The sequence below is a fragment of the Streptomyces sp. NBC_01216 genome, from assembly GCF_035994945.1.
In the GTDB taxonomy this organism is placed as follows: Bacteria; Actinomycetota; Actinomycetes; order Streptomycetales; family Streptomycetaceae; genus Streptomyces.
The window spans coordinates 3,271,945-3,290,798 of record NZ_CP108677.1 but is presented as its reverse complement, the minus strand read 5'-3'; the positions used below and the strand labels follow the sequence as shown (position 1 = coordinate 3,290,798).

The following is an 18,854-nucleotide window of genomic DNA, read 5'->3' as shown; positions in this document are numbered from 1 at the left end:
TCCGAGCGGACGACGAGATTCGAACTCGCGACCCTCACCTTGGCAAGGTGATGCTCTACCAACTGAGCCACGTCCGCATGCGCCGTAGCGCGGAGCCAACTATACCCAAGGTTTTCCGTGGCGGGGACCGAAGGGTCCTGTGGCGGCCCTCACCAGCCGGTCCGCCCGAGGTCGGACGGTCTCCGCCCTCGCGATGCGCGGACCCGGAACACGGAGAAGCCCCGGTTCCTGAGAACCGGGGCTTCTTTTCCGAGCGGACGACGAGATTCGAACTCGCGACCCTCACCTTGGCAAGGTGATGCTCTACCAACTGAGCCACGTCCGCATGCCTCCGACCGGCTTTCACCGGGCGGTGCGAGCACCACTGTACCCGATCCACCGGAGTGGTCGGTCCTTCGGTGCAGAGCGGGTGACAGGAATTGCACACTGCGCCTTCCCCCTGGAAGGGGGATGTTCTACTACTGAACTACACCCGCACGCTGCGTGAGGTTCGGCCCTGCGGCCTCGCCCCTCGGCGTGATCCAGACTCTAGCCGATCAGCGGGGGTGCAATGCAAATCCGTTCCCGGGGGGCGCCGTGCCGATGGACCTCGCGGGCGCGTCCGTACGGGCGGGCGGGCGCGACGCTTTCGGTGCGGGGGTGCGCCGGCACGGGCGGAGTGATGGCGCACCCGGTTCACCCGGCCGCGCGGAACGCCTCGTAGACCCGCTTCGGGATCCTGCCGCGGGCGGGCACGTCCATCTTGTGGGACTGGGCCCAGGCGCGGACCGCCGCGGGGTCGGGGGCGAGCGCGGTGTGCTTGTACGAAGTGACGGGTGCACCCGGCCCGCCGGCCCGCCCCACCGTCGTCCGGCCCGTCTGCTTCCGGCCGGCCGCGAGGTAGGGTGCCAGCGCCTTGCGTAGTTTCTTTGCATTGGCGGGATTCAGGTCGATCTCGTACATCTTCCCGTCCAGGCCGAACGTGACCGTTTCCGCTGCTTCTCCGCCGTCGATGTCGTCGAAGAGAGTGACCACTACTCGCTGAGCCACGGATATCGGTCCTTTCCTGCGGTACGCCGTGCCCTGTCGGCGCCTTGGGCGCCTCTGACGTGCGGCGAAACCGGCTTGACGGCTGCCCCGGGGCAATGCTGCTTTCCCCTGTATTCCTTTGTACAGCGGAAGCCCTCACAGTGTGAAGCCCAGCCAATTGCATGCGCGTGTCCCGCCGCAATGGGGCGCGCGATATTTCACTTGAATTTTCCGTGTGGGTCTTTCGTGTCTTTTGTAGGGTCCTCCAGACTTCTACCCGCGTAGAATTTGGAGGCAGGTACGCTGAGGGAACCGCCCACGCAACACACCACCGGGAGTGCCAGTGGCACGCGTCGTAGTCGACGTCATGCTCAAGCCGGAGATCCTCGACCCGCAGGGACAGGCGGTGCAGCGTGCGCTGCCCCGCCTCGGGTTCGCCGGGATCGCCGACGTCCGTCAGGGGAAGCGCTTCGAGCTGGAGGTGGAGGGGCCGGTCGACGACGCCGCCCTCGCCCGCATCCACGAGATGGCCGAAACCTTCCTTGCCAATACCGTGATCGAAGACTTCGTCGTGAAGGTGGAGTCGTGACCGCACGCATCGGCGTCGTCACGTTCCCCGGAACGCTCGACGACCAGGACGCGCTGCGTGCCGCCCGTCTGGCGGGTGCCGAGCCCGTCTCCCTCTGGCACCGCGACAAGGACCTGAAGCAGGTCGACGCCGTGGTCCTCGCCGGCGGCTTCTCCTACGGCGACTACCTGCGGGCCGGCGCCATCTCCCGCTTCTCGCCGGTGATGGAGACGATCATCGAGCAGGCCAAGGCCGGCATGCCCGTCCTCGGCATCTGCAACGGCTTCCAGATCCTCACCGAGGCCCACCTGCTGCCGGGCGCGATGCTGCGCAACAACCACCTCCACTTCATCTGCCGCGACCAGAAGCTGCGGGTGGAGAACGCGGAGACCGCCTGGACGGTGGACTACGAGCAGGGCCAGGAGATCCGGGTTCCGCTCAAGAACGTGGACGGCCGGTACGTGGCCGACGAGCACACCCTCGACGAGCTGGAGGCCGAGGGGCGGGTGGCCTTCCGCTACCTGGCCGACGGCCCGGCCGTCGAGGGGTACGGCAACCCCAACGGCTCGCTCCGCGACATCGCCGGCATCACCAACGCCGCGGGCAACGTGGTCGGCCTCATGCCGCACCCCGAGCACGCCGTCGAGCCGCTGATCGGTACCGGCCGTACCGACGGCCTCGGATTCTTCACCTCGATCCTGAAGAAGCTGGTCAACGCATGACTCTCGACACCGTCAAGCACGCGGGCGGGACGCCCGACGCCGAGCAGCCGTGGAAGGAGCTCGGACTCAAGCAGGACGAGTACGAGCGCATCCGGGAGATCCTCGGCCGCCGTCCCACCGGCGCCGAGCTCGCCATGTACTCCGTCATGTGGTCCGAGCACTGCTCCTACAAGAGCAGCAAGGTCCACCTGAAGCAGTTCGGCGAGAAGACCCCCGAGAACGACGCCATGCTCGTCGGCATCGGCGAGAACGCGGGAGTCGTCGACGTCGGCCAGGGGTACGCGGTGACCTTCAAGGTCGAGTCGCACAACCACCCCTCGTACATCGAGCCCTACCAGGGCGCGGCCACCGGCGTCGGCGGCATCGTCCGCGACATCCTCGCCATGGGCGCCCGCCCGGTCGCCGTCGTGGACCCGCTGCGCTTCGGCGCGGCCGACCACCCCGACACCAAGCGCGTGCTGCCCGGCGTCGTCGCCGGCATCGGCGGCTACGGCAACTGCCTGGGCCTGCCCAACATCGGCGGCGAGGTCGTCTTCGACGCCTGCTACCAGGGCAACCCGCTGGTCAACGCCGGCTGCATCGGCGTGATGAAGCACGAGGACATCCACCTCGCCCAGGCGTCCGGCCCCGGCAACAAGGTCATCCTCTACGGTGCCCGCACCGGCGGCGACGGCATCGGCGGTGTCTCGGTCCTCGCGTCCGAGACCTTCGACGACACGAAGCCGACGAAGCGCCCGGCGGTCCAGGTCGGCGACCCCTTCCAGGAGAAGCTCCTCATCGAGTGCACCCTGGAGATCTTCCAGGAGAAGCTGGTCGCCGGCATCCAGGACCTCGGCGGTGCCGGGCTGTCCTGCGCCACCTCCGAGCTGGCCTCCGCCGGCTCCGGCGGCATGCGTGTCGAGCTCGACCGGGTGCACCTGCGCGACGCCTCCCTCTCGCCCGAGGAGATCCTCATGAGCGAGTCGCAGGAGCGGATGTGCGCGATCGTCGAGCCCCGGCACGTCGACCGCTTCCTGGAGATCTGCGAGAAGTGGGACGTCATCGCCACCGTCATCGGCGAGGTGACCGAGGGCGAGCGTCTGGAGATCTTCTGGCACGGTGAGCAGATCGTGGACGTCCCGCCGCGGTCCGTCGCCCATGAGGGCCCGACGTACCACCGGCCGTTCGCCCGGCCGCAGTGGCAGGACGCGCTCCAGGCCGACGACGCGGGCAAGCTGCCCCGGCCGCAGAACGGCGAGGAGCTCAAGGATCAGGTCCTGAGGCTGGTCTCCTCCCCGAACCAGGCGTCGAAGTCCTGGATCACCGACCAGTACGACCGGTTCGTCCAGGGCAACACCGTCCTGGCGCAGCCCGAGGACGCGGGCATGGTCCGCATCGACGAGGAGACCAACCTCGGCGTGGCCATGGCGACCGACGGCAACGGCCGGTACGCGAAGCTCGACCCGTACACGGGTGCGCAGCTCGCGCTGGCCGAGGCGTACCGCAACGTCGCCGCCTCCGGCGCCAAGCCGCTCGCCATCTCGGACTGCCTGAACTTCGGTTCGCCCGAGGACCCGGACGTGATGTGGCAGTTCGCCGAGGCCACCCGCGGTCTCGCGGACGGCTGCCTCCAGCTGGGTACCCCGGTCACCGGCGGCAACGTCTCGCTGTACAACCAGACCGGCGAGGTCGCCATCCACCCGACGCCGGTCGTGGCCGTGCTCGGCGTGATCGACGACGTCAACCGCCGGACGCCGATCGCCTTCGCGGAAGAGGGCCAGCTCCTCTACCTGCTCGGCGACACGCGCGAGGAGTTCGGCGGCTCGGCCTGGTCAGAGGTCGTCCACCGGCACCTCGGCGGCATGCCGCCGGCCGTGGACCTCGACCGGGAGAAGCTGCTCGGCGAGATCCTGATCTCCGCCTCCCGCGACGGCATGATCGACGCGGCGCACGACCTGTCCGACGGTGGGCTGGTCCAGGCGGTCGTCGAGTCCTGCCTGCGCGGTGGCACCGGCGCGCGCCTGGTCGTCCCGGACGGACTGGACGCCTTCACCTTCCTCTTCAGCGAGTCGGCCGGCCGCGCGGTCGTGTCCGTCCCGCGCAGCGAGGAACTCCGTTTCACCGACATGTGCGGCGCCCGCGGCCTGCCCGTCACCCGGATCGGTGTCGTGGACGGCGAAGAGGTCGACGTGCAGGGCGAGTTCAGCGTCTCCCTGGAGGAGCTGCGCGTCGCCCACGAGGCGACGATTCCGGGCCTGCTGGCCTGACCGGTCGTACCGCGCGGAGCCCCGGCCGGACCTTCGGGTCCCCGGCCGGGGCTTCTCGTGCGTCCCGCCGTCTCCCACCCCTTCGGCCGGGCCGTGGTGCCGGAAGGCGCGGTGGGGGGCGGTGGCCCGGGAGGGGCGGTGCGCCCGCCGGCGGCCTCCCGCCCCGAAGGCGCCTCGCCGCCGCCCCGGCCGCGGCGCTCAGACGTCCTGATCCCAGAACGCGTCGGCCTCGTCGATGTCCTCGACGCACTCGTCGATGTCCGAGAACTTGCCTCCGATGATGGTGAAGAAGAGCGCGCCCTTCATCTCGATGCCACGGTTCCCGCGTTCCGCGTGGAACGTGTGGCCGGCGATGACGTGCCCGCGCCCGTCGGCGCAGACGCTCTCCAGCTCGACCCGCATGGAACCGTTGGTGAGCTCGGCCATCCTGCTGTACATGCCGAGGACGTTGTCCCGGCCCTTGAAGTGCCCCGACATCCGGCTCGCGCCGGGAGCGTGGTGCGTGCAGTCCGAGGTCATCAGGGAGCCCAGCGTCTCCATGTCTCCCTTGACGAACGCCTCGTAGCCCTGGCGTACCAGGGCACTGTCCGGGTGGACAGCCATGATCGCTCGACCCCTCTCGTACGCGTGCGAGGACTGCTTCCGGTCCCTTCCAGTGTCCGCCGCGGCGGGCCTCGCTGCCATGCGGAACGGACTACCCTCGCCCTCATGCCACCGGTCAGGAAACGCATCCGCGGGTACGACTCCGCCAAGACGCGGGCCGCCGTGCTCGCCCAGTTCCGGAACGTGCGCGAGGCGGTCGTGGGTCTCACCCCGGAGCAGCTCGACGGGCCGACCCGGGTGGGGGACTGGACCGTACGGGAGCTGGCCGTGCACGTGGCGTCGGTGGTCGAGGCCGTCGCCCGGCACCTCGACGAGCCCGAACCGGCGGAGCGGGAACTGGGGCTGCTCGACTGGCCCTCGGCGGCGGGCCGGGCCGCGGCGCGGATCGACGAGGACACCCGGGTGATCGACGCGAGCGATCCGGCCGGGCTGTACGAGCGGACGGCGTCGCGGTACGAGGAGCGCATCGTCGGCGCCTCCGACGAGCGGCTGGTGCCCACCCGGTACGGCGCGATGCGGCTGGCGGACTTCCTGGTGACCCGGACCGTCGAACTCGTCGTGCACACCGACGACCTGAACGCGGCGACCGGGCTCGGCATCCCGGTCGACCGGCAGGCGCTCGCCGCCGGCACCCGGCTGCTCGCGGACGCGCTCGCGGTGCGCGCCCCGGGCGGCGCGGTGGAGTTCCGGGTGCCGCCGTACGCGGTGGTCCAGTGCGTGGAGGGACCCCGGCACACCCGAGGCACCCCGCCCAACGTGGTCGAGACGGACCCGCTCACCTGGATCCGCCTGGCCACCGGCCGTACGAGCTGGGCCGAGGCGCTGGCCGCGGCGAAGGTCACGGCGAGCGGCGAGCGGGCGGACCTGGCGGGGCTGCTGCCGATCCTGCGCTGAGCCTCGGGTGGCCTGCGGTGGACCGTCCGGCGGGCGGAACCGTCCGTGGCGTCCGCCCGTCCCATCACCATGCTGAAGACGCGTACCACCACGGCCATCGCCGCCCTGGCCTCGCTCGTCGTGCTCTCGGCGTGCGGATCCGAACGGGCCGGCTCCGCTCCGGGCGCCGGCACGGTCGCCCCGGACGTGCCCGTCACCGGTGCCGACTGGTCCTTCGACACCGTGACCGTCGCCGGCGAGGAGACCCGGGCCCCCGCCGGTGCCCACCTCGACATCGCGCGGGACGGCCGGGCCTCGGGCGACACCGGCTGCAACCGCTTCGGCGCCCGGGTGACGGTCGAGGGGAACACGCTCACCGTGCGGCAGGAGCAGACCACCGAGAAGGCGTGCACCGGCGGACCGGCGGCCTTCGAGGACACGCTCCGGAAGGTCTTCGCCGATCCGCTCGGGGCCGAGCTCCACGGCGAGCGGCTCACCCTCACCTCGTCCGACGGCGGCACCGTCCTGGCGCTCACCGCCGCACCGCCCGCCCCGCTGCGCGGCACCACCTGGACCGTCGACTCCCTGCTGAGCGGCGACTCCGCCGCGTCGCTGCCCCGGGGTTCGGAGGGCACGGCGTATTTCGTCATCGACGAGGACGGCGCGGTCCGGGGCAGTCTCGGCTGCAACCGTTTCTCCACCCAGGCGGAGGTCTCCGCCGGGACGATCTCCTTCGGGGAGATCACGACCACCCGGATGCGCTGCACCGGTCCCGAGATGCAGCTCGAGACGAAGTTGTACGAGGTCTTCGGCGACTCGGCGGCGTACGAGCGGAACCGGAGCGGTCTCACGCTCACCGCGCCCGGCGGCGGGGGCTTCGTGGCGGTCGCGAAACCCTCCCCGGCCGCCGCTTCCTGACGGGCCGGCCCGGGTACGGCGTGCTCCGCCGGGGTCCAGCGGCCTCCGGCGTTGCGAACTCCGTCACATCGGGGGGCGATCGAGCCCCGTGTTACTCGCCGGTAGAGCGCTCGTGGCGCTTGCCCGGTGAGAGCTCCGAACCCGTGCGCCCCTTGGCCCGTGCGCCCTTCCGGGGTCCTTCCGCGAAGGCCGGTGGATCACTTCGTGCGATCACACCAGAACCGGGCCCCGCGGATATCGCCAATTCGGACCAGTGGTCGACCTCGCCTACACTCGGAGGCGTGCCACGTGGTGACGGTCGACTCAATCACGATCTGCTTCCCGGCGAGAAGGGCCCTCAGGACGCTTGCGGCGTCTTCGGGGTCTGGGCTCCGGGTGAAGAGGTCGCAAAGCTCACGTACTTCGGGCTCTACGCCCTCCAGCATCGGGGTCAGGAATCCGCGGGAATCGCGGTCAGCAACGGCTCCCAGATCCTCGTCTTCAAGGACATGGGCCTCGTGTCCCAGGTCTTCGACGAGACCTCTCTCGGCTCCCTCCAAGGTCATATCGCGGTCGGTCACGCCCGCTACTCGACCACCGGGGCCTCCGTATGGGAGAACGCGCAGCCGACGTTCAGGGCGACAGCCCACGGCTCGATCGCGCTCGGCCACAACGGAAACCTCGTCAACACGGCGCAGCTCGCCGAGATGGTCGCCGACCTTCCCAAGAAGGAAGGCCGCACCACTCGGGTGGCCGCCACCAACGACACCGATCTCGTCACCGCACTCCTCGCGGGACAGGTCGACGAGGACGGCAAGCCGCTCACCATCGAGCAGGCCGCCGCGAAGGTCCTCCCCGACGTCCGGGGCGCCTTCTCCCTCGTCTTCATGGACGAGCACACCCTCTACGCGGCCCGTGACCCGCAGGGCATCCGCCCGCTGGTCCTCGGCCGGCTGGAGCGTGGCTGGGTCGTCGCCTCCGAGTCCGCCGCTCTCGACATCTGCGGCGCCAGTTTCGTCCGCGAGGTCGAGCCCGGCGAGCTGATCGCGATCGACGAGAACGGCATCCGCACCTCTCGCTTCGCGGAAGCGAAGCCGAAGGGCTGTGTCTTCGAGTACGTGTACCTGGCCCGCCCGGACACCGACATCGCCGGACGTAACGTGTACCTCTCCCGTGTGGAGATGGGCCGGCGTCTGGCCGGGGAGTCCCCGGTCGAGGCGGACCTGGTCATAGCGACACCGGAGTCCGGCACACCGGCGGCCATCGGCTACGCCGAGGCCAGTGGTATCCCCTTCGGCGCGGGCCTGGTGAAGAACGCCTACGTCGGCCGCACCTTCATCCAGCCCTCCCAGACCATCCGCCAGCTCGGCATCCGGCTGAAGCTGAACCCCCTCAGGGACGTCATCAAGGGCAAGCGCCTGGTGGTCGTCGACGACTCGATCGTCCGCGGCAACACCCAGCGCGCCCTGGTCAAGATGCTCCGCGAGGCCGGCGCTGCCGAGATCCACATCCGGATCTCCTCGCCGCCGGTGAAGTGGCCCTGTTTCTTCGGCATCGACTTCGCCACCCGCGCGGAGCTGATCGCCAACGGCATGTCGATCGAGGAGATCGGCAAGTCCCTCGGCGCGGACTCGCTCGCCTACATCTCCCTCGACGGGATGATCGAGGCGACGACGATCGAGAAGCCCGACCTCTGCCGTGCCTGTTTCGACGGCGAGTACCCGATGGAGCTGCCGGACCCCGAGCTGCTCGGCAAGCAGCTGCTGGAGACCGAGCTGGCCGCCGGACCCGCCGCCACCGCGGCCGCCGACGCGCTCCGTCGCCCGTAAGACCCCCGCAGTACCGCAGTAACGACACGAAAGCTCTCACCTATGTCTGAGACCACCGGTGCCTCCTACGCGTCCGCGGGCGTCGACATCGAAGCGGGTGACCGCGCCGTCGAGCTCATGAAGGAATGGGTGAAGAAGACGCAGCGCCCCGAGGTCCTCGGCGGCCTCGGCGGATTCGCCGGCCTCTTCGACGCCTCCGCCCTCAAGCGCTACGAGCGTCCGCTGCTCGCCTCCGCCACCGACGGCGTCGGCACGAAGGTCGACATCGCCCGCCAGATGGGCGTGTACGACACGATCGGCCACGACCTGGTCGCGATGGTCATGGACGACATCGTCGTCTGCGGGGCCGAGCCGCTCTTCATGACCGACTACATCTGTGTCGGCAAAGTCCACCCGGAGCGGGTCGCCGCCATCGTCAAGGGCATCGCCGAGGGCTGCGTCCTCGCCGGCTGCGCCCTCGTGGGCGGGGAGACCGCGGAGCACCCCGGGCTACTGGGACCCGACGACTTCGACGTCGCCGGCGCCGGCACGGGCGTGGTCGAGTACGACCGGCTGCTCGGCGCGGATCGTATCCGTACGGGTGACGCGGTCATCGCCATGGCGTCCTCGGGCCTTCACTCCAACGGGTACTCGCTCGTCCGCCACGTGGTGTTCGACCGGGCCGGCATGACCCTCGACCAGCAGGTCGACGAGCTCGGCCGGACCCTGGGCGAGGAGCTCCTGGAGCCGACGAAGATCTACTCCCTGGACTGCCTGGCGCTCACCCGGACCACGGAGGTGCACGCCTTCAGCCACATCACCGGCGGCGGTCTGGCCGCCAACCTGGCCCGGGTCGTCCCGGACGGTCTGCACGCCACCGTCGACCGCTCGACCTGGGCCCCGGGCGCGGTCTTCGACCTCGTCGGCACCGCCGGCCGGGTGGAGCGACTGGAGCTGGAGAAGACCCTCAACATGGGCGTCGGCATGATGGCCGTCGTCCCGGCCGAGTCCGTGGACGCGGCGCTGACCACGCTGGCCGACCGGGGCGTCGCGTCCTGGGTCGCGGGTGAGATCACCGAACGTGGCGACCACACCACGGGCGCGGAGCTGGTGGGCGACTACGCCCGGTAGGACCCGACCGCGGGCGTTCCGGAGGCGATCTCCGGGACGCCCGTACGTCCGCGTCCGGAAACGGACAGCACGAAAACCCGGTCCGGGGTTTCCGAACCGGGTTTCCTTGTGAAGCAGCGCTCTTTACGAGGTCAAGCGCGGCGCTGGGACGACGCGCCGGGACCGGACTCGTCGTCCTCGTCCTCATCGTCCGTGTTGTAGAGATCCGCGTACTGCGCGTACGGGTCGTCTTCCTCGTCGTCGTCCTCGAACGGCTCGCCATTCGGCGGCTGGCTCGAAGTCGAAGCGCCCAGCTCATTGGCCAGACGCGAGAGGTCAGTCCCGCCGCTGCTGTACTTCAGCTGGCGGGCGACCTTCGTCTGCTTGGCCTTTGCCCGGCCGCGCCCCATGGCTCGACCCCCTCGGTGACGGGGCTCGACGGCCCCAGAGTCTTGACACGCGTTCATAGTTCGGAACGGGCTCTCGGTGGAGAGACCGGTCCGTAGGGCTTCAACGGTACCTGCTTCCGTGGCCATACGGTACGCCGTCCGCATCACATGCCTCGGTACAGAACCATCGAGGCGCCCCGTCCTCGCTGGTCAATCGCGATTTTAACCTCTTCTCGGCGGCCGACCCGCCGACCGGGGTGAGTCTTGTCTCGGTCTGGGTGAACGTCCAAAGGACCTTCGGCGGGCCGGTCCGCCGAGATCGGCCGGGGGAGGGCCCCGGCCTCACGTCTCAGAGCCTGCCGGCCGAAGGCCACCCGACGGGCTCTCAGCCGAGGCGCGCCTCGGCCATGCGCTGCTCGGCGATCCGGTCGGCGGCGGCGGCCGGAGGGATGCCGTCGTCCTTCGCACGTGCGAATATGGCCAGCGTGGTGTCGAAGATCTTCGTGGCCTTCTTCTTGCACCGGTCGAAGTCGAAGCCGTGCAGCTCGTCGGCGACCTGGATCACGCCACCGGCGTTGACGACGTAGTCGGGCGCGTAGAGGATGCCGCGCTCCGAGAGGTCCTTCTCGACGCCGGCGTGCGCGAGCTGGTTGTTCGCCGCGCCGCAGACGATCTTCGCGGTCAGTACCGGCACGGTGTCGTCGTTCAGCGCGCCGCCGAGCGCGCAGGGGGCGTAGACGTCCAGGCCCTCCACGCGGATCAGCGCGTCGGTATCGGCGACGACGGACACCTGCGGGAACCGGTCGGTGATCCGGCGTACCGACTCCTCGCGGACGTCGGTGACGACGACCTCGGCGCCGTCCTCCAGGAGGTGCTCGACGAGGTAGTGGCCCACCTTGCCGACGCCCGCGACGCCGACCTTGCGTCCGCGCAGGGTCGGGTCGCCCCACAGCGTCTGCGCGGAGGCGCGCATGCCCTGGAAGACGCCGAAGGCGGTGAGGACCGAGGAGTCTCCCGCGCCGCCGTTCTCGGGGGAGCGGCCGGTGGTCCACCGGTTGGTGCGGGCCACGACGTCCATGTCGGCGACGTAGGTGCCGACGTCGCAGGCCGTCACGTACCGGCCGCCCAGGGAGGCGACGCAGCGGCCGTAGGCGAGGAGGAGTTCCTCGCTCTTGACCGTGTCCGGGTCTCCGATGATCACTGCCTTGCCGCCACCGTGGTCGAGTCCGGCCATGGCGTTCTTGTACGACATGCCGCGGGAGAGGTTCAGTGCGTCGGCGACGGCCTCCTCCTCGGACGCGTACGGGTAGAACCGGGTGCCGCCGAGGGCCGGGCCCAGAGCGGTGGAGTGAAGAGCGATGACGGCCTTCAGGCCGGAGGCGCGGTCCTGGCACAGCACGACTTGCTCGTGGCCTCCCTGTTCCGAGTGGAACAGGGTGTGCAGGACGCCGTCGGTCACATCGGTCACGGTGGTGACTCCCAAGTACGAAGCGGCGGTTGTACGCCCCTCCTGGCGGGTGGGGAAGGGGCTCGGGCGGCCCGTTTCGGGGCCGCTTCGGCAAGAGAGTAAGTCCTACGCGCGCGTAGATCGGGCGCAGTGCTCAGGATCACCTCTCACGGAGTACCTCCATGGAAGGATCTGCCACATGCCGGCGGCGTCGAACCTCCTTGTCCCGTACACCTCCTATCTGCGGGTGTACGAGCCGCTGGCGGCCTTTCCGGAGGCCGAGCGGGACCACTGGGCCCGCTACGCGCGCCGGGCGGAGACGCCGGGCGCACAGGAGGAGTTGCGGCGCTCGCTCGCGGACCTGCTGCCGACCCCGCCCGTCCCGGTGCCCGTCCACGAAAGCGGGGACGCCTTCGTCGCGCTGGTCGACGGGGTGGTCGTGGTCTGCCCGTGGCGGACCCGGCTGCGCGGCTGGCTGGCGCTGTCGGAGCTGGACGGGACGCTGCCGCCGACGGTGCTCGACGCGATGCTGCCGCCGGTGGTGCGCGCGCAGGTGACGGCGGACCACGAGCGCTGGCGTGAGCGGAACCCGGACGCGCGGCCGTGGATCAGGACGGCGCTGTGGCAGGTGCCGGTGCGCTGGTTCACGCTCTTCGCGGACGAGGAGCGGGAGTACGTGCCGGGCACGGACGGGCCGGGCGCCCGTGCGACGGTCTTCCGCTACCGGACACCGATGGTGCAGGCGCGGCGCCGGCTGGCGCGGGCGCTGCGGACGCTGCGCGAGTCGCTCGACGAGGGGCCGCTGACCGAGGGGCTGGTCGAGGTGGGGCGTTGGCTGGAGGAGTTCCATCCGCGCGCCCTGGTGGAACTGGACTACGGCGGTCTGGTGCACGCGCTGTCGCCGGAGAGGCTGACGGAGGACCGCTCGGCGGCCGACGTGGCCGAGGGGATCGCGGCGCTGCGGGACGGTGACGGGGAGGGCGCGAGCGAGGCGTACGGGCGTCTCGCGGAGCGCTGGCGGGCGATCCGGAACCTGCAGTTCGCGAATTGATCATCGACAAGACGCGTCCGCCTGATGTAAATGATCATTAAGCGTCGCGGGACCTCGGTGTGGTGCCGCGGGGATCTTGGGGCGGGGGTGGCAGGACGTAGGTCCCGATCCGGGCCTTTGGCTCAAGCGTGACGGATCGCACTTACGGCGCCCTTGCGCCCATCGCCCACCCTCGTGCCAAAATAGGACAAGGAGTCCGGGGAGGGTTCCTTCCGTCCAAGTGTGGGCGGAACGCTCAGCATTGCACTCTATGGGGGGTCTGATGACTCCTGATCGCCCTGTGACTGATCGTCACAGGCGCGTGACTGTCCGTTATGGCATGGTCCATCGACTTCCGCCGCTGATGAACACCTGCGAGGGCAATTCCATCGGTTTGGCCGACGTGGCTGGACGGATGGTGTAGTTGTAGTGCCGAGGACAAGCCGTTCGTCCTATAACCGACTCGGCCCGCTTCTGCCATTTCGGGCAACGCGGGTCAAGGTGCAGAATTTAGAGGAAAGAACCGAGAAGGTTCGGTTCTCCCGAGGAGGCCGCTCATGACCGCTCGCACCCCTGATGCCGAGCCGCTGCTGACCCCTGCCGAGGTCGCCACGATGTTCCGCGTGGACCCGAAGACGGTGACCCGTTGGGCGAAGGCCGGCAAGCTCACGTCCATCCGCACCCTGGGTGGACACCGCCGGTACCGCGAGGCTGAGGTCCGCGCACTGCTGGCGGGCATTCCGCAGCAGCGCAGCGAGGCCTGAGGTACCTGACGCAACACGCAACACCCCGTTCGACCGGGCGTATCCGGGTCCCCCAACCTGGAGAGCCCATCTTTTTGCTCTTTCGGCCGGCGCCTGCCCCAACAGGCTCCCGGTCATCGATCGCGCTGGACTCCGCCGGGTCCAGCGCGATCTTTTTTGTGCCCGCGTGGGGTGCCTGGTGTGTGTCCGCGGGCGAGCCTGGGCGGGTGCCCGCGAGGGGGTCCGCCGGGGTGTCCGCGTGCTCGGTGTGAAGGGTGGTGCAATTGCACATATTAAATCGGGTGAGTGTAGGGAGGGTGTAAGTGAGGGGGCTCCCGAAACTCCTTCAGTGACACCCGTCACAGGGGTGAAGCCTTGTCAGTGACCAGCCTCCCACTTCCGGGAGGATGTCCAACCCGCCGTTGGTCACGGGCCGGTGGGACCTTCGTCCCCTGCCGGATCGGTGTCGTCGGGGTCGGGAAGCTCCATCGCGAGCCGCAGGAGGCGGTGGCAGACCGAGCACTGCCGGGTGATGTGGCCGTAGCGGGACGCCGCCGCCAGATGGGCGCGCAGCAGCGCGCGTGTCTCGTGCCTGGACTGCCGTGCTTCGGACGCCGCGGCCATGCGCGACCACCTCCGGTGTGGGCCCCCGACTCCCTGAGTCTGGGGTACCCGCCTCCGTGCCGCGCCGTCAATACGCGGGAACACAACGAAAGGCCCGCACCGAACGGTGCGGGCCTTTCATGACGGCGATCCTGACGGGACTTGAACCCGCGACCTCCACCTTGACAGGGTGGCGAGCTAACCAACTGCTCCACAGGACCAGATGCCGCTGCTTCCTGGAAAGCGGCTGCGAGGAAGACTGTACAGCAGGTCAGAGGGTCCGGTCGAACTCACCGACGGCGAGCTCCCCGTCAGGGTGCCGCCGCGTCGATCGCCTTCACGATCCGCTTGTCCGACACCGGGTACGCCGTGCCCAGGGCGTGCGCGAAGTAGCTGACCCGGAGCTCCTCGATCATCCAGCGGATGTCGGTGACCTCCTTCGGCACGGGGCGGCCCTGCGGGAGCTGTTCGAGCAGCCAGGCGTACTCGTCCTGCATCTCGTGGACCTTCCGCATGCGCGTGGTGTCCCGCTGGACGCCCGTCGGCATCTGCTGGAGCCGCCGGTCCACCGCCACCAGATAGCGCATCAGGTCCGGCAGCCGCCGCAGGCCCGTCCGCGTGACGAAGCCGGCCGGCATCAGCCGCGCCAGCTGCTCGCGCACGTCCGCCAGGTTGTCGATCAGCGCCAGGCTGTTCGCACCCTTCAGCCGCCGCTCACAGGCATGCCAGGCCGCCAGGACCTGCTGCACCTGACCCACCGTCCGCACCGTCGTGTCGACCAGGTCGGCGCGCACCTTGTCGAACAGCTTCCGGAAGGACTCCTCGTCCCAGACCGGACCGCCGTGGTCCGCGATCAGCTTGTCCGCCGCCGCGGTCGCGCAGTCGTCGAACAGCGCCTGGACGGAGCCGTGCGGATTGCGGGACAGCGCCAGCTTCTGCTGGTTGGTCAGCGTGTCCGAGACGAACTTGGCCGGGTTCACCGGGATGTTCAGCAGGATCAGTCTCCGGGTGCCCCGCCACATCGCCGCCGCCCGTTCGGCCTCCGTGTCGAAGAGACGCACCGAGACGGTGTCGCCGGCGTCCACCAGCGCCGGGTACGCCTTGACCGGCTGGCCGGCCCGCCGGGTCTCGAAGACCTGGGTGAGCGCGCCGATCGTCCAGTCCGTGAGGCCGGTGCGCTCCAGTGACTGCCCGGAGCCGCCGGGGCCGCCCGTGGCCGCGGCCGCGGCCTGGGAGAGGGCCTGGCGGGCCTTGGGGCGCAGCTGGAGCCGGAGCGCCTCCAGGTCCTTGCCCTCGGCGATCCTGCGGCGCCGCTCGTCCACGACCCGGAAAGTGATCTTGAGGTGGTCGGGTACCCGGGAGAGGTCGAAGTCCTCCGCCGCCACGGGGACGCCGACCATCCGCTGGAGCTCTCGGGCCAGCGTGGACGGCAACGGCTCCTGGAGCGGGACGGCCGCGTCCAGAAAGCGCGTCGCGTAGTTCGGCGCCGGGACGTAGTGGCGCCGGACCGGCTTGGGCAGCGAACGGATCAGCTCGGTGACGACCTGTTCCCGCAGCCCGGGGATCTGCCAGTCGAAGCCCTCGTCGGTCACCTGGTTCAGCACCTGGAGCGGGATGTGGACCGTCACGCCGTCCGCGTCCGCGCCCGGCTCGAACTGGTAGGTCACCCGGAACTTCAGCGGCCCCTGGCGCCAGGAGTCGGGATAGTCGGCCTTGGTGACCGCCCCGGCCTTCTCGTTGATGAGCATCTCGCGCTCGAAGTCGAGGAAATCGGGTTCCTCACGGCGCTTGTGCTTCCACCAGGAGTCGAAGTGCGCTCCCGACACGACGTGTTCGGGCACCCGCTGGTCGTAGAAGTCGAACAGCGTCTCGTCGTCGACCAGGATGTCCCGGCGCCTGGCACGATGCTCCAGCTCCTCGACCTCGGTCAGGAGCTTGCGGTTGTCGGCGAAGAACTTGTGGTGCGTGCGCCAGTCGCCCTCGACCAGCGCGTTGCGGATGAACAGGTCGCGGGAGACCTCGGGGTCGATCCGCCCGTAGTTGACCTTGCGGTCGGTCACGATCGGCACGCCGTAGAGCGTGACCTTCTCGATCGCCATCACCGCCGCCTGGTCCTTCTCCCAGTGCGGCTCGCTGTACGTCCGTTTCACCAGGTGCTCGGCGAGCGGCTCGATCCACTCCGGCTCGACACGCGCGTTGACCCGGGCCCACAGCCGCGAGGTCTCCACCAGCTCGGCGGACATGATGAACCGCGGCGGCTTCCGGAACAGCGCCGAACCCGGGAAGACGGCGAACTTGGCGTTGCGTGCGCCGAGGTACTCGTTCTTCCCCGGGCTCTTCGCGCCCTCCCGGCCGGTGGTCCTGCCGGTCTCGCCGCCGGTGGTCTTCATGTCCTTCATGCCGATGTGCGAGAGCAGACCCGCGAGCAGCGAGACGTGCACCGACTGCTCCGGGGCGTCCTCCTCGTTGAGGTGGATGCCCATCTGCTTCGCGACGGTCCGCAGCTGCGCGTAGATGTCCTGCCACTCCCGGATGCGCAGGAAGTTCAGGTACTCCTGCTTGCACATCCGGCGGAAGGAGGAGGAGCCCCGCTCCTTCTGCTGCTCGCGGATGTGACGCCAGAGACTGAGGAAGGCGAGGAAGTCGCTGGTCTCGTCCTTGAAGCGGGCGTGCTGCTGGTCGGCCTGGGCCTGCTTGTCGGAGGGCCGCTCGCGCGGGTCCTGGATGGACAGCGCCGCCGCGATCACCATGACCTCGCGGACACATCCGTTGCGGTCGGCCTCCAGGACCATCCGGGCGAGCCGCGGGTCGACGGGAAGCTGGGCCAGCTTGCGGCCCTGCTCCGTCAGCCGCTTCCTCGGATCCTTCTCGGTCGGGTTCAGCGCGCCGAGCTCCTGCAGGAGCTGCACGCCGTCGCGGATGTTGCGGTGGTCCGGCGGGTCGATGAAGGGGAACTTCTCGATCTCGCCGAGGCCGGCCGCGGTCATCTGCAGGATGACGGAGGCGAGGTTCGTGCGGAGGATCTCCGCGTCCGTGAACTCCGGGCGGGTGAGGAAGTCGTCCTCGGAGTAGAGCCGGACGCAGATGCCGTCCGACGTACGGCCGCAGCGGCCCTTGCGCTGGTTGGCGCTGGCCTGGGAGACAGGCTCGATGGGCAGCCGCTGCACCTTGGTGCGGTGGGAGTAGCGGGAGATCCGGGCGGTACCCGGATCGATCACGTACTTGATGCCGGGCACGGTCAGCGAGGTCTCGGCCACGTTGGTGGCGAGGACGATCCGCCGCCCGGAGTGGGCCTGGAAGACGCGGTGCTGCTCCGCGTGGCTCAGCCGGGCGTACAGCGGGAGCACCTCGGTGTTGCGGAGCTGCTTCTTCAGCAGCGCGTCCGCGGTGTCGCGGATCTCCCGCTCGCCGGAGAGGAAGACCAGGATGTCGCCCGGACCCTCGGACTGGAGCTCGTCGACGGCGTCGCAGATCGCGGTGATCTGGTCCCGGTCCGCCTCGTCGCCGTCCTCCTCCAGGAGGGGGCGGTAGCGGACCTCGACCGGGTACGTGCGTCCGGAGACCTCGACGATCGGGGCGTCCCCGAAATGACGGGAGAAGCGCTCGGGGTCGATGGTCGCGGACGTGATGACGACCTTCAGGTCGGGACGTCTGGGCAGCAGCTGGGCCAGGTACCCGAGCAGGAAGTCGATGTTGAGGGACCGTTCGTGCGCCTCGTCGATGATGATCGTGTCGTAGGCGCGCAGCTCGCGGTCCGTCTGGATCTCGGCGAGCAGGATGCCGTCGGTCATCAGCTTCACGAAGGTCGCGTCGGGATTCACCTGGTCGGTGAACCGGACCTTCCAGCCGACCGCCTCGCCCAGCGGTGTCCGCAGCTCCTCCGCGACGCGCTCGGCGACGGTGCGGGCGGCGATCCGGCGCGGCTGGGTGTGACCGATCATGCCCCGGACGCCCCGGCCCAGCTCCAGACAGATCTTCGGGATCTGCGTCGTCTTACCGGAACCGGTCTCGCCGGCGACGATCACGACCTGGTGGTCGCGTATCGCCTCCAGGATCGTGTCCTTCCTCTGGGAGACGGGCAGCTGCTCGGGGTACGTGACGACGGGCACGCGGGAGGCCCGCCCGTCGGTGCGCTCCTTGGCCTTGCCGGCCTCGGCGGCGATCTCGTCCAGGACGGCCTCACGGGCCTCTGGCTTGCGGATGCGGCGAGCGCCCTCGAGGCGGCGGCCGAGCCGGTGGGCGTCCCGCAGCGAGACCTCGGCCAGGAGGGACTGGAGGGCGGCGAAGGAAGTAGACATACGGAGTCCAGGATCGCACCCCGCGCCGAGAACCGGCGAACCGATTTCCCCGGACGCGCCGTGGGCGGCCCGTAGTATCGCGGGCAGCCCCGAGAGAGGTCTCCCGATGTCCCGCACCGCCCGCGCGCTCGCGTCCTTCGCCGCGCTCGCGGGTGTCCTGCTGGTGGCCCTGGGATGCGGCACGGACGGTACGGGACGCCCCGGAGCGAGCGACCCCACCGGCACCGTGCGGGCGGGGACGGCCGCGGCCGTCCCCGCCCGCACGGTGGTCACGGGCACCGGGAGCGAGGCACCGGGCTGCGGTGAGCGGCATCCCGCCGAAGGCGCCGCCCGTCCGGCCACGCCGCCGCGCCCGCACGGCCTCGGAGAGCCGCCGTCCGGGCTCGCCGGGGGCCGGGCCACCGCGGACCGGGGCGCGGACCAGGACGTCCACGCCGTACCGCCGGGCCGGACACCGCCGGACCTCGCCCCGCCGTCCCCCGTGGAACTGTCGATCCTGCGCGTGTAGA

16 protein-coding genes and 4 tRNA genes are annotated in these 18,854 nt (G+C 70.0%); 10 read left to right on the top strand and 10 right to left on the bottom strand.

Going from position 1 to position 18,854, the window contains the following annotated elements; translation table 11 throughout:
- Positions 1–4: 4 nt before the first annotated feature.
- The 4 genes from OG393_RS14360 to OG393_RS14345 all read right to left on the bottom strand — a co-directional run bounded on the left by OG393_RS14360 (position 5) and on the right by OG393_RS14345 (position 1,029).
- A tRNA-Gly gene (locus OG393_RS14360) sits at positions 5–77 on the bottom strand.
- Between the two features lie 175 nt (positions 78–252).
- Positions 253–325: transfer RNA gene (locus tag OG393_RS14355), tRNA-Gly, on the bottom strand.
- A gap of 79 nt (positions 326–404) precedes the next feature.
- Positions 405–476: transfer RNA gene (locus tag OG393_RS14350), tRNA-Gly, on the bottom strand.
- A 199-nt stretch (positions 477–675) separates the two neighbouring features.
- On the bottom strand, positions 676–1,029 hold the full coding sequence (locus OG393_RS14345; protein WP_327375048.1) for a histone-like nucleoid-structuring protein Lsr2: 354 nt from the start codon (positions 1,027–1,029) through the stop codon (positions 676–678).
- Positions 1,030–1,351: 322 nt separating this feature from the next.
- Between OG393_RS14345 and purS the strand changes: the two genes are divergently transcribed.
- The 3 genes from purS to purL are packed head-to-tail and all read left to right on the top strand — an operon-like array spanning position 1,352 to position 4,544.
- Positions 1,352–1,597: a phosphoribosylformylglycinamidine synthase subunit PurS gene (gene purS, locus OG393_RS14340; RefSeq protein WP_015035032.1), complete on the top strand. Its 246-nt coding sequence runs from the start codon at positions 1,352–1,354 to the stop codon at positions 1,595–1,597.
- Positions 1,594–2,298: a phosphoribosylformylglycinamidine synthase subunit PurQ gene (purQ, locus tag OG393_RS14335; RefSeq protein ID WP_327375047.1), complete on the top strand. Its 705-nt coding sequence runs from the start codon at positions 1,594–1,596 to the stop codon at positions 2,296–2,298. The genes purS and purQ overlap by 4 nt, the downstream gene beginning before the upstream one ends.
- On the top strand, positions 2,295–4,544 hold the full coding sequence (gene purL, locus OG393_RS14330) for a phosphoribosylformylglycinamidine synthase subunit PurL (protein ID WP_327375046.1): 2,250 nt from the start codon (positions 2,295–2,297) through the stop codon (positions 4,542–4,544). The genes purQ and purL overlap by 4 nt, the downstream gene beginning before the upstream one ends.
- Positions 4,545–4,742: 198 nt before the next feature.
- Here purL and OG393_RS14325 read toward each other — a convergent pair whose 3' ends face one another.
- Entirely contained in the window at positions 4,743–5,147 is a 405-nt protein-coding gene (locus OG393_RS14325; protein ID WP_327375045.1) for a nuclear transport factor 2 family protein, read from the bottom strand.
- A 105-nt stretch (positions 5,148–5,252) separates the two neighbouring features.
- Between OG393_RS14325 and OG393_RS14320 the strand changes: the two genes are divergently transcribed.
- The 4 genes from OG393_RS14320 (at position 5,253) to purM (ending at position 9,856) form a co-directional block, all read left to right on the top strand.
- Complete coding sequence (locus OG393_RS14320) at positions 5,253–6,041, top strand: maleylpyruvate isomerase family mycothiol-dependent enzyme (protein ID WP_327375044.1); 789 nt, start codon at positions 5,253–5,255, stop codon at positions 6,039–6,041.
- 45 nt (positions 6,042–6,086) lie between these two features.
- Positions 6,087–6,938: an META domain-containing protein gene (locus OG393_RS14315; protein ID WP_327375043.1), complete on the top strand. Its 852-nt coding sequence runs from the start codon at positions 6,087–6,089 to the stop codon at positions 6,936–6,938.
- Positions 6,939–7,219: 281 nt separating this feature from the next.
- A complete protein-coding gene (gene purF / locus OG393_RS14310) occupies positions 7,220–8,746 on the top strand; it encodes an amidophosphoribosyltransferase (RefSeq protein ID WP_327375042.1) in 1,527 nt (508 codons plus the stop codon).
- 42 nt (positions 8,747–8,788) lie between these two features.
- Positions 8,789–9,856 carry a phosphoribosylformylglycinamidine cyclo-ligase gene (gene purM / locus OG393_RS14305; protein WP_327375041.1) on the top strand — a complete coding sequence of 356 codons (1,068 nt, stop codon included), beginning with the start codon at positions 8,789–8,791 and terminating at the stop codon, positions 9,854–9,856.
- A 131-nt stretch (positions 9,857–9,987) separates the two neighbouring features.
- On the opposite strand, the gene OG393_RS14300 is transcribed toward purM, so the two are convergent.
- Together OG393_RS14300 and OG393_RS14295 are read right to left on the bottom strand one after the other, a co-directional pair.
- Positions 9,988–10,245 (bottom strand): DUF3073 domain-containing protein, encoded by a 258-nt coding sequence (locus OG393_RS14300; RefSeq protein ID WP_327375040.1) that lies wholly within the window; start codon positions 10,243–10,245, stop codon positions 9,988–9,990.
- A gap of 364 nt (positions 10,246–10,609) precedes the next feature.
- Positions 10,610–11,692 carry a Leu/Phe/Val dehydrogenase gene (locus OG393_RS14295; RefSeq protein WP_327375039.1) on the bottom strand — a complete coding sequence of 361 codons (1,083 nt, stop codon included), beginning with the start codon at positions 11,690–11,692 and terminating at the stop codon, positions 10,610–10,612.
- Between the two features lie 178 nt (positions 11,693–11,870).
- Between OG393_RS14295 and OG393_RS14290 the strand changes: the two genes are divergently transcribed.
- On the top strand, positions 11,871–12,722 hold the full coding sequence (locus OG393_RS14290) for a hypothetical protein (protein ID WP_327375038.1): 852 nt from the start codon (positions 11,871–11,873) through the stop codon (positions 12,720–12,722).
- A gap of 536 nt (positions 12,723–13,258) precedes the next feature.
- A complete protein-coding gene (gene bldC / locus OG393_RS14285; RefSeq protein ID WP_003949541.1) occupies positions 13,259–13,465 on the top strand; it encodes a developmental transcriptional regulator BldC in 207 nt (68 codons plus the stop codon).
- 405 nt (positions 13,466–13,870) lie between these two features.
- Here bldC and OG393_RS14280 read toward each other — a convergent pair whose 3' ends face one another.
- The 3 genes from OG393_RS14280 to hrpA all read right to left on the bottom strand — a co-directional run bounded on the left by OG393_RS14280 (position 13,871) and on the right by hrpA (position 18,345).
- Positions 13,871–14,068, bottom strand: coding sequence for a DUF6274 family protein (locus tag OG393_RS14280; protein ID WP_442817307.1), 198 nt, complete (start codon positions 14,066–14,068; stop codon positions 13,871–13,873).
- A 126-nt stretch (positions 14,069–14,194) separates the two neighbouring features.
- Positions 14,195–14,268, bottom strand: a tRNA-Asp gene (locus OG393_RS14275).
- A gap of 90 nt (positions 14,269–14,358) precedes the next feature.
- Positions 14,359–18,345, bottom strand: a complete 3,987-nt coding sequence (hrpA, locus tag OG393_RS14270; protein WP_327375037.1) for an ATP-dependent RNA helicase HrpA — start codon at positions 18,343–18,345, stop codon at positions 14,359–14,361.
- A gap of 106 nt (positions 18,346–18,451) precedes the next feature.
- Here hrpA and OG393_RS14265 point away from each other — a divergent pair, with 106 nt between their 5' ends.
- Entirely contained in the window at positions 18,452–18,853 is a 402-nt protein-coding gene (locus OG393_RS14265; RefSeq protein ID WP_327375036.1) for a hypothetical protein, read from the top strand.
- The last annotated feature ends 1 nt before the right edge of the window (position 18,854 follow it).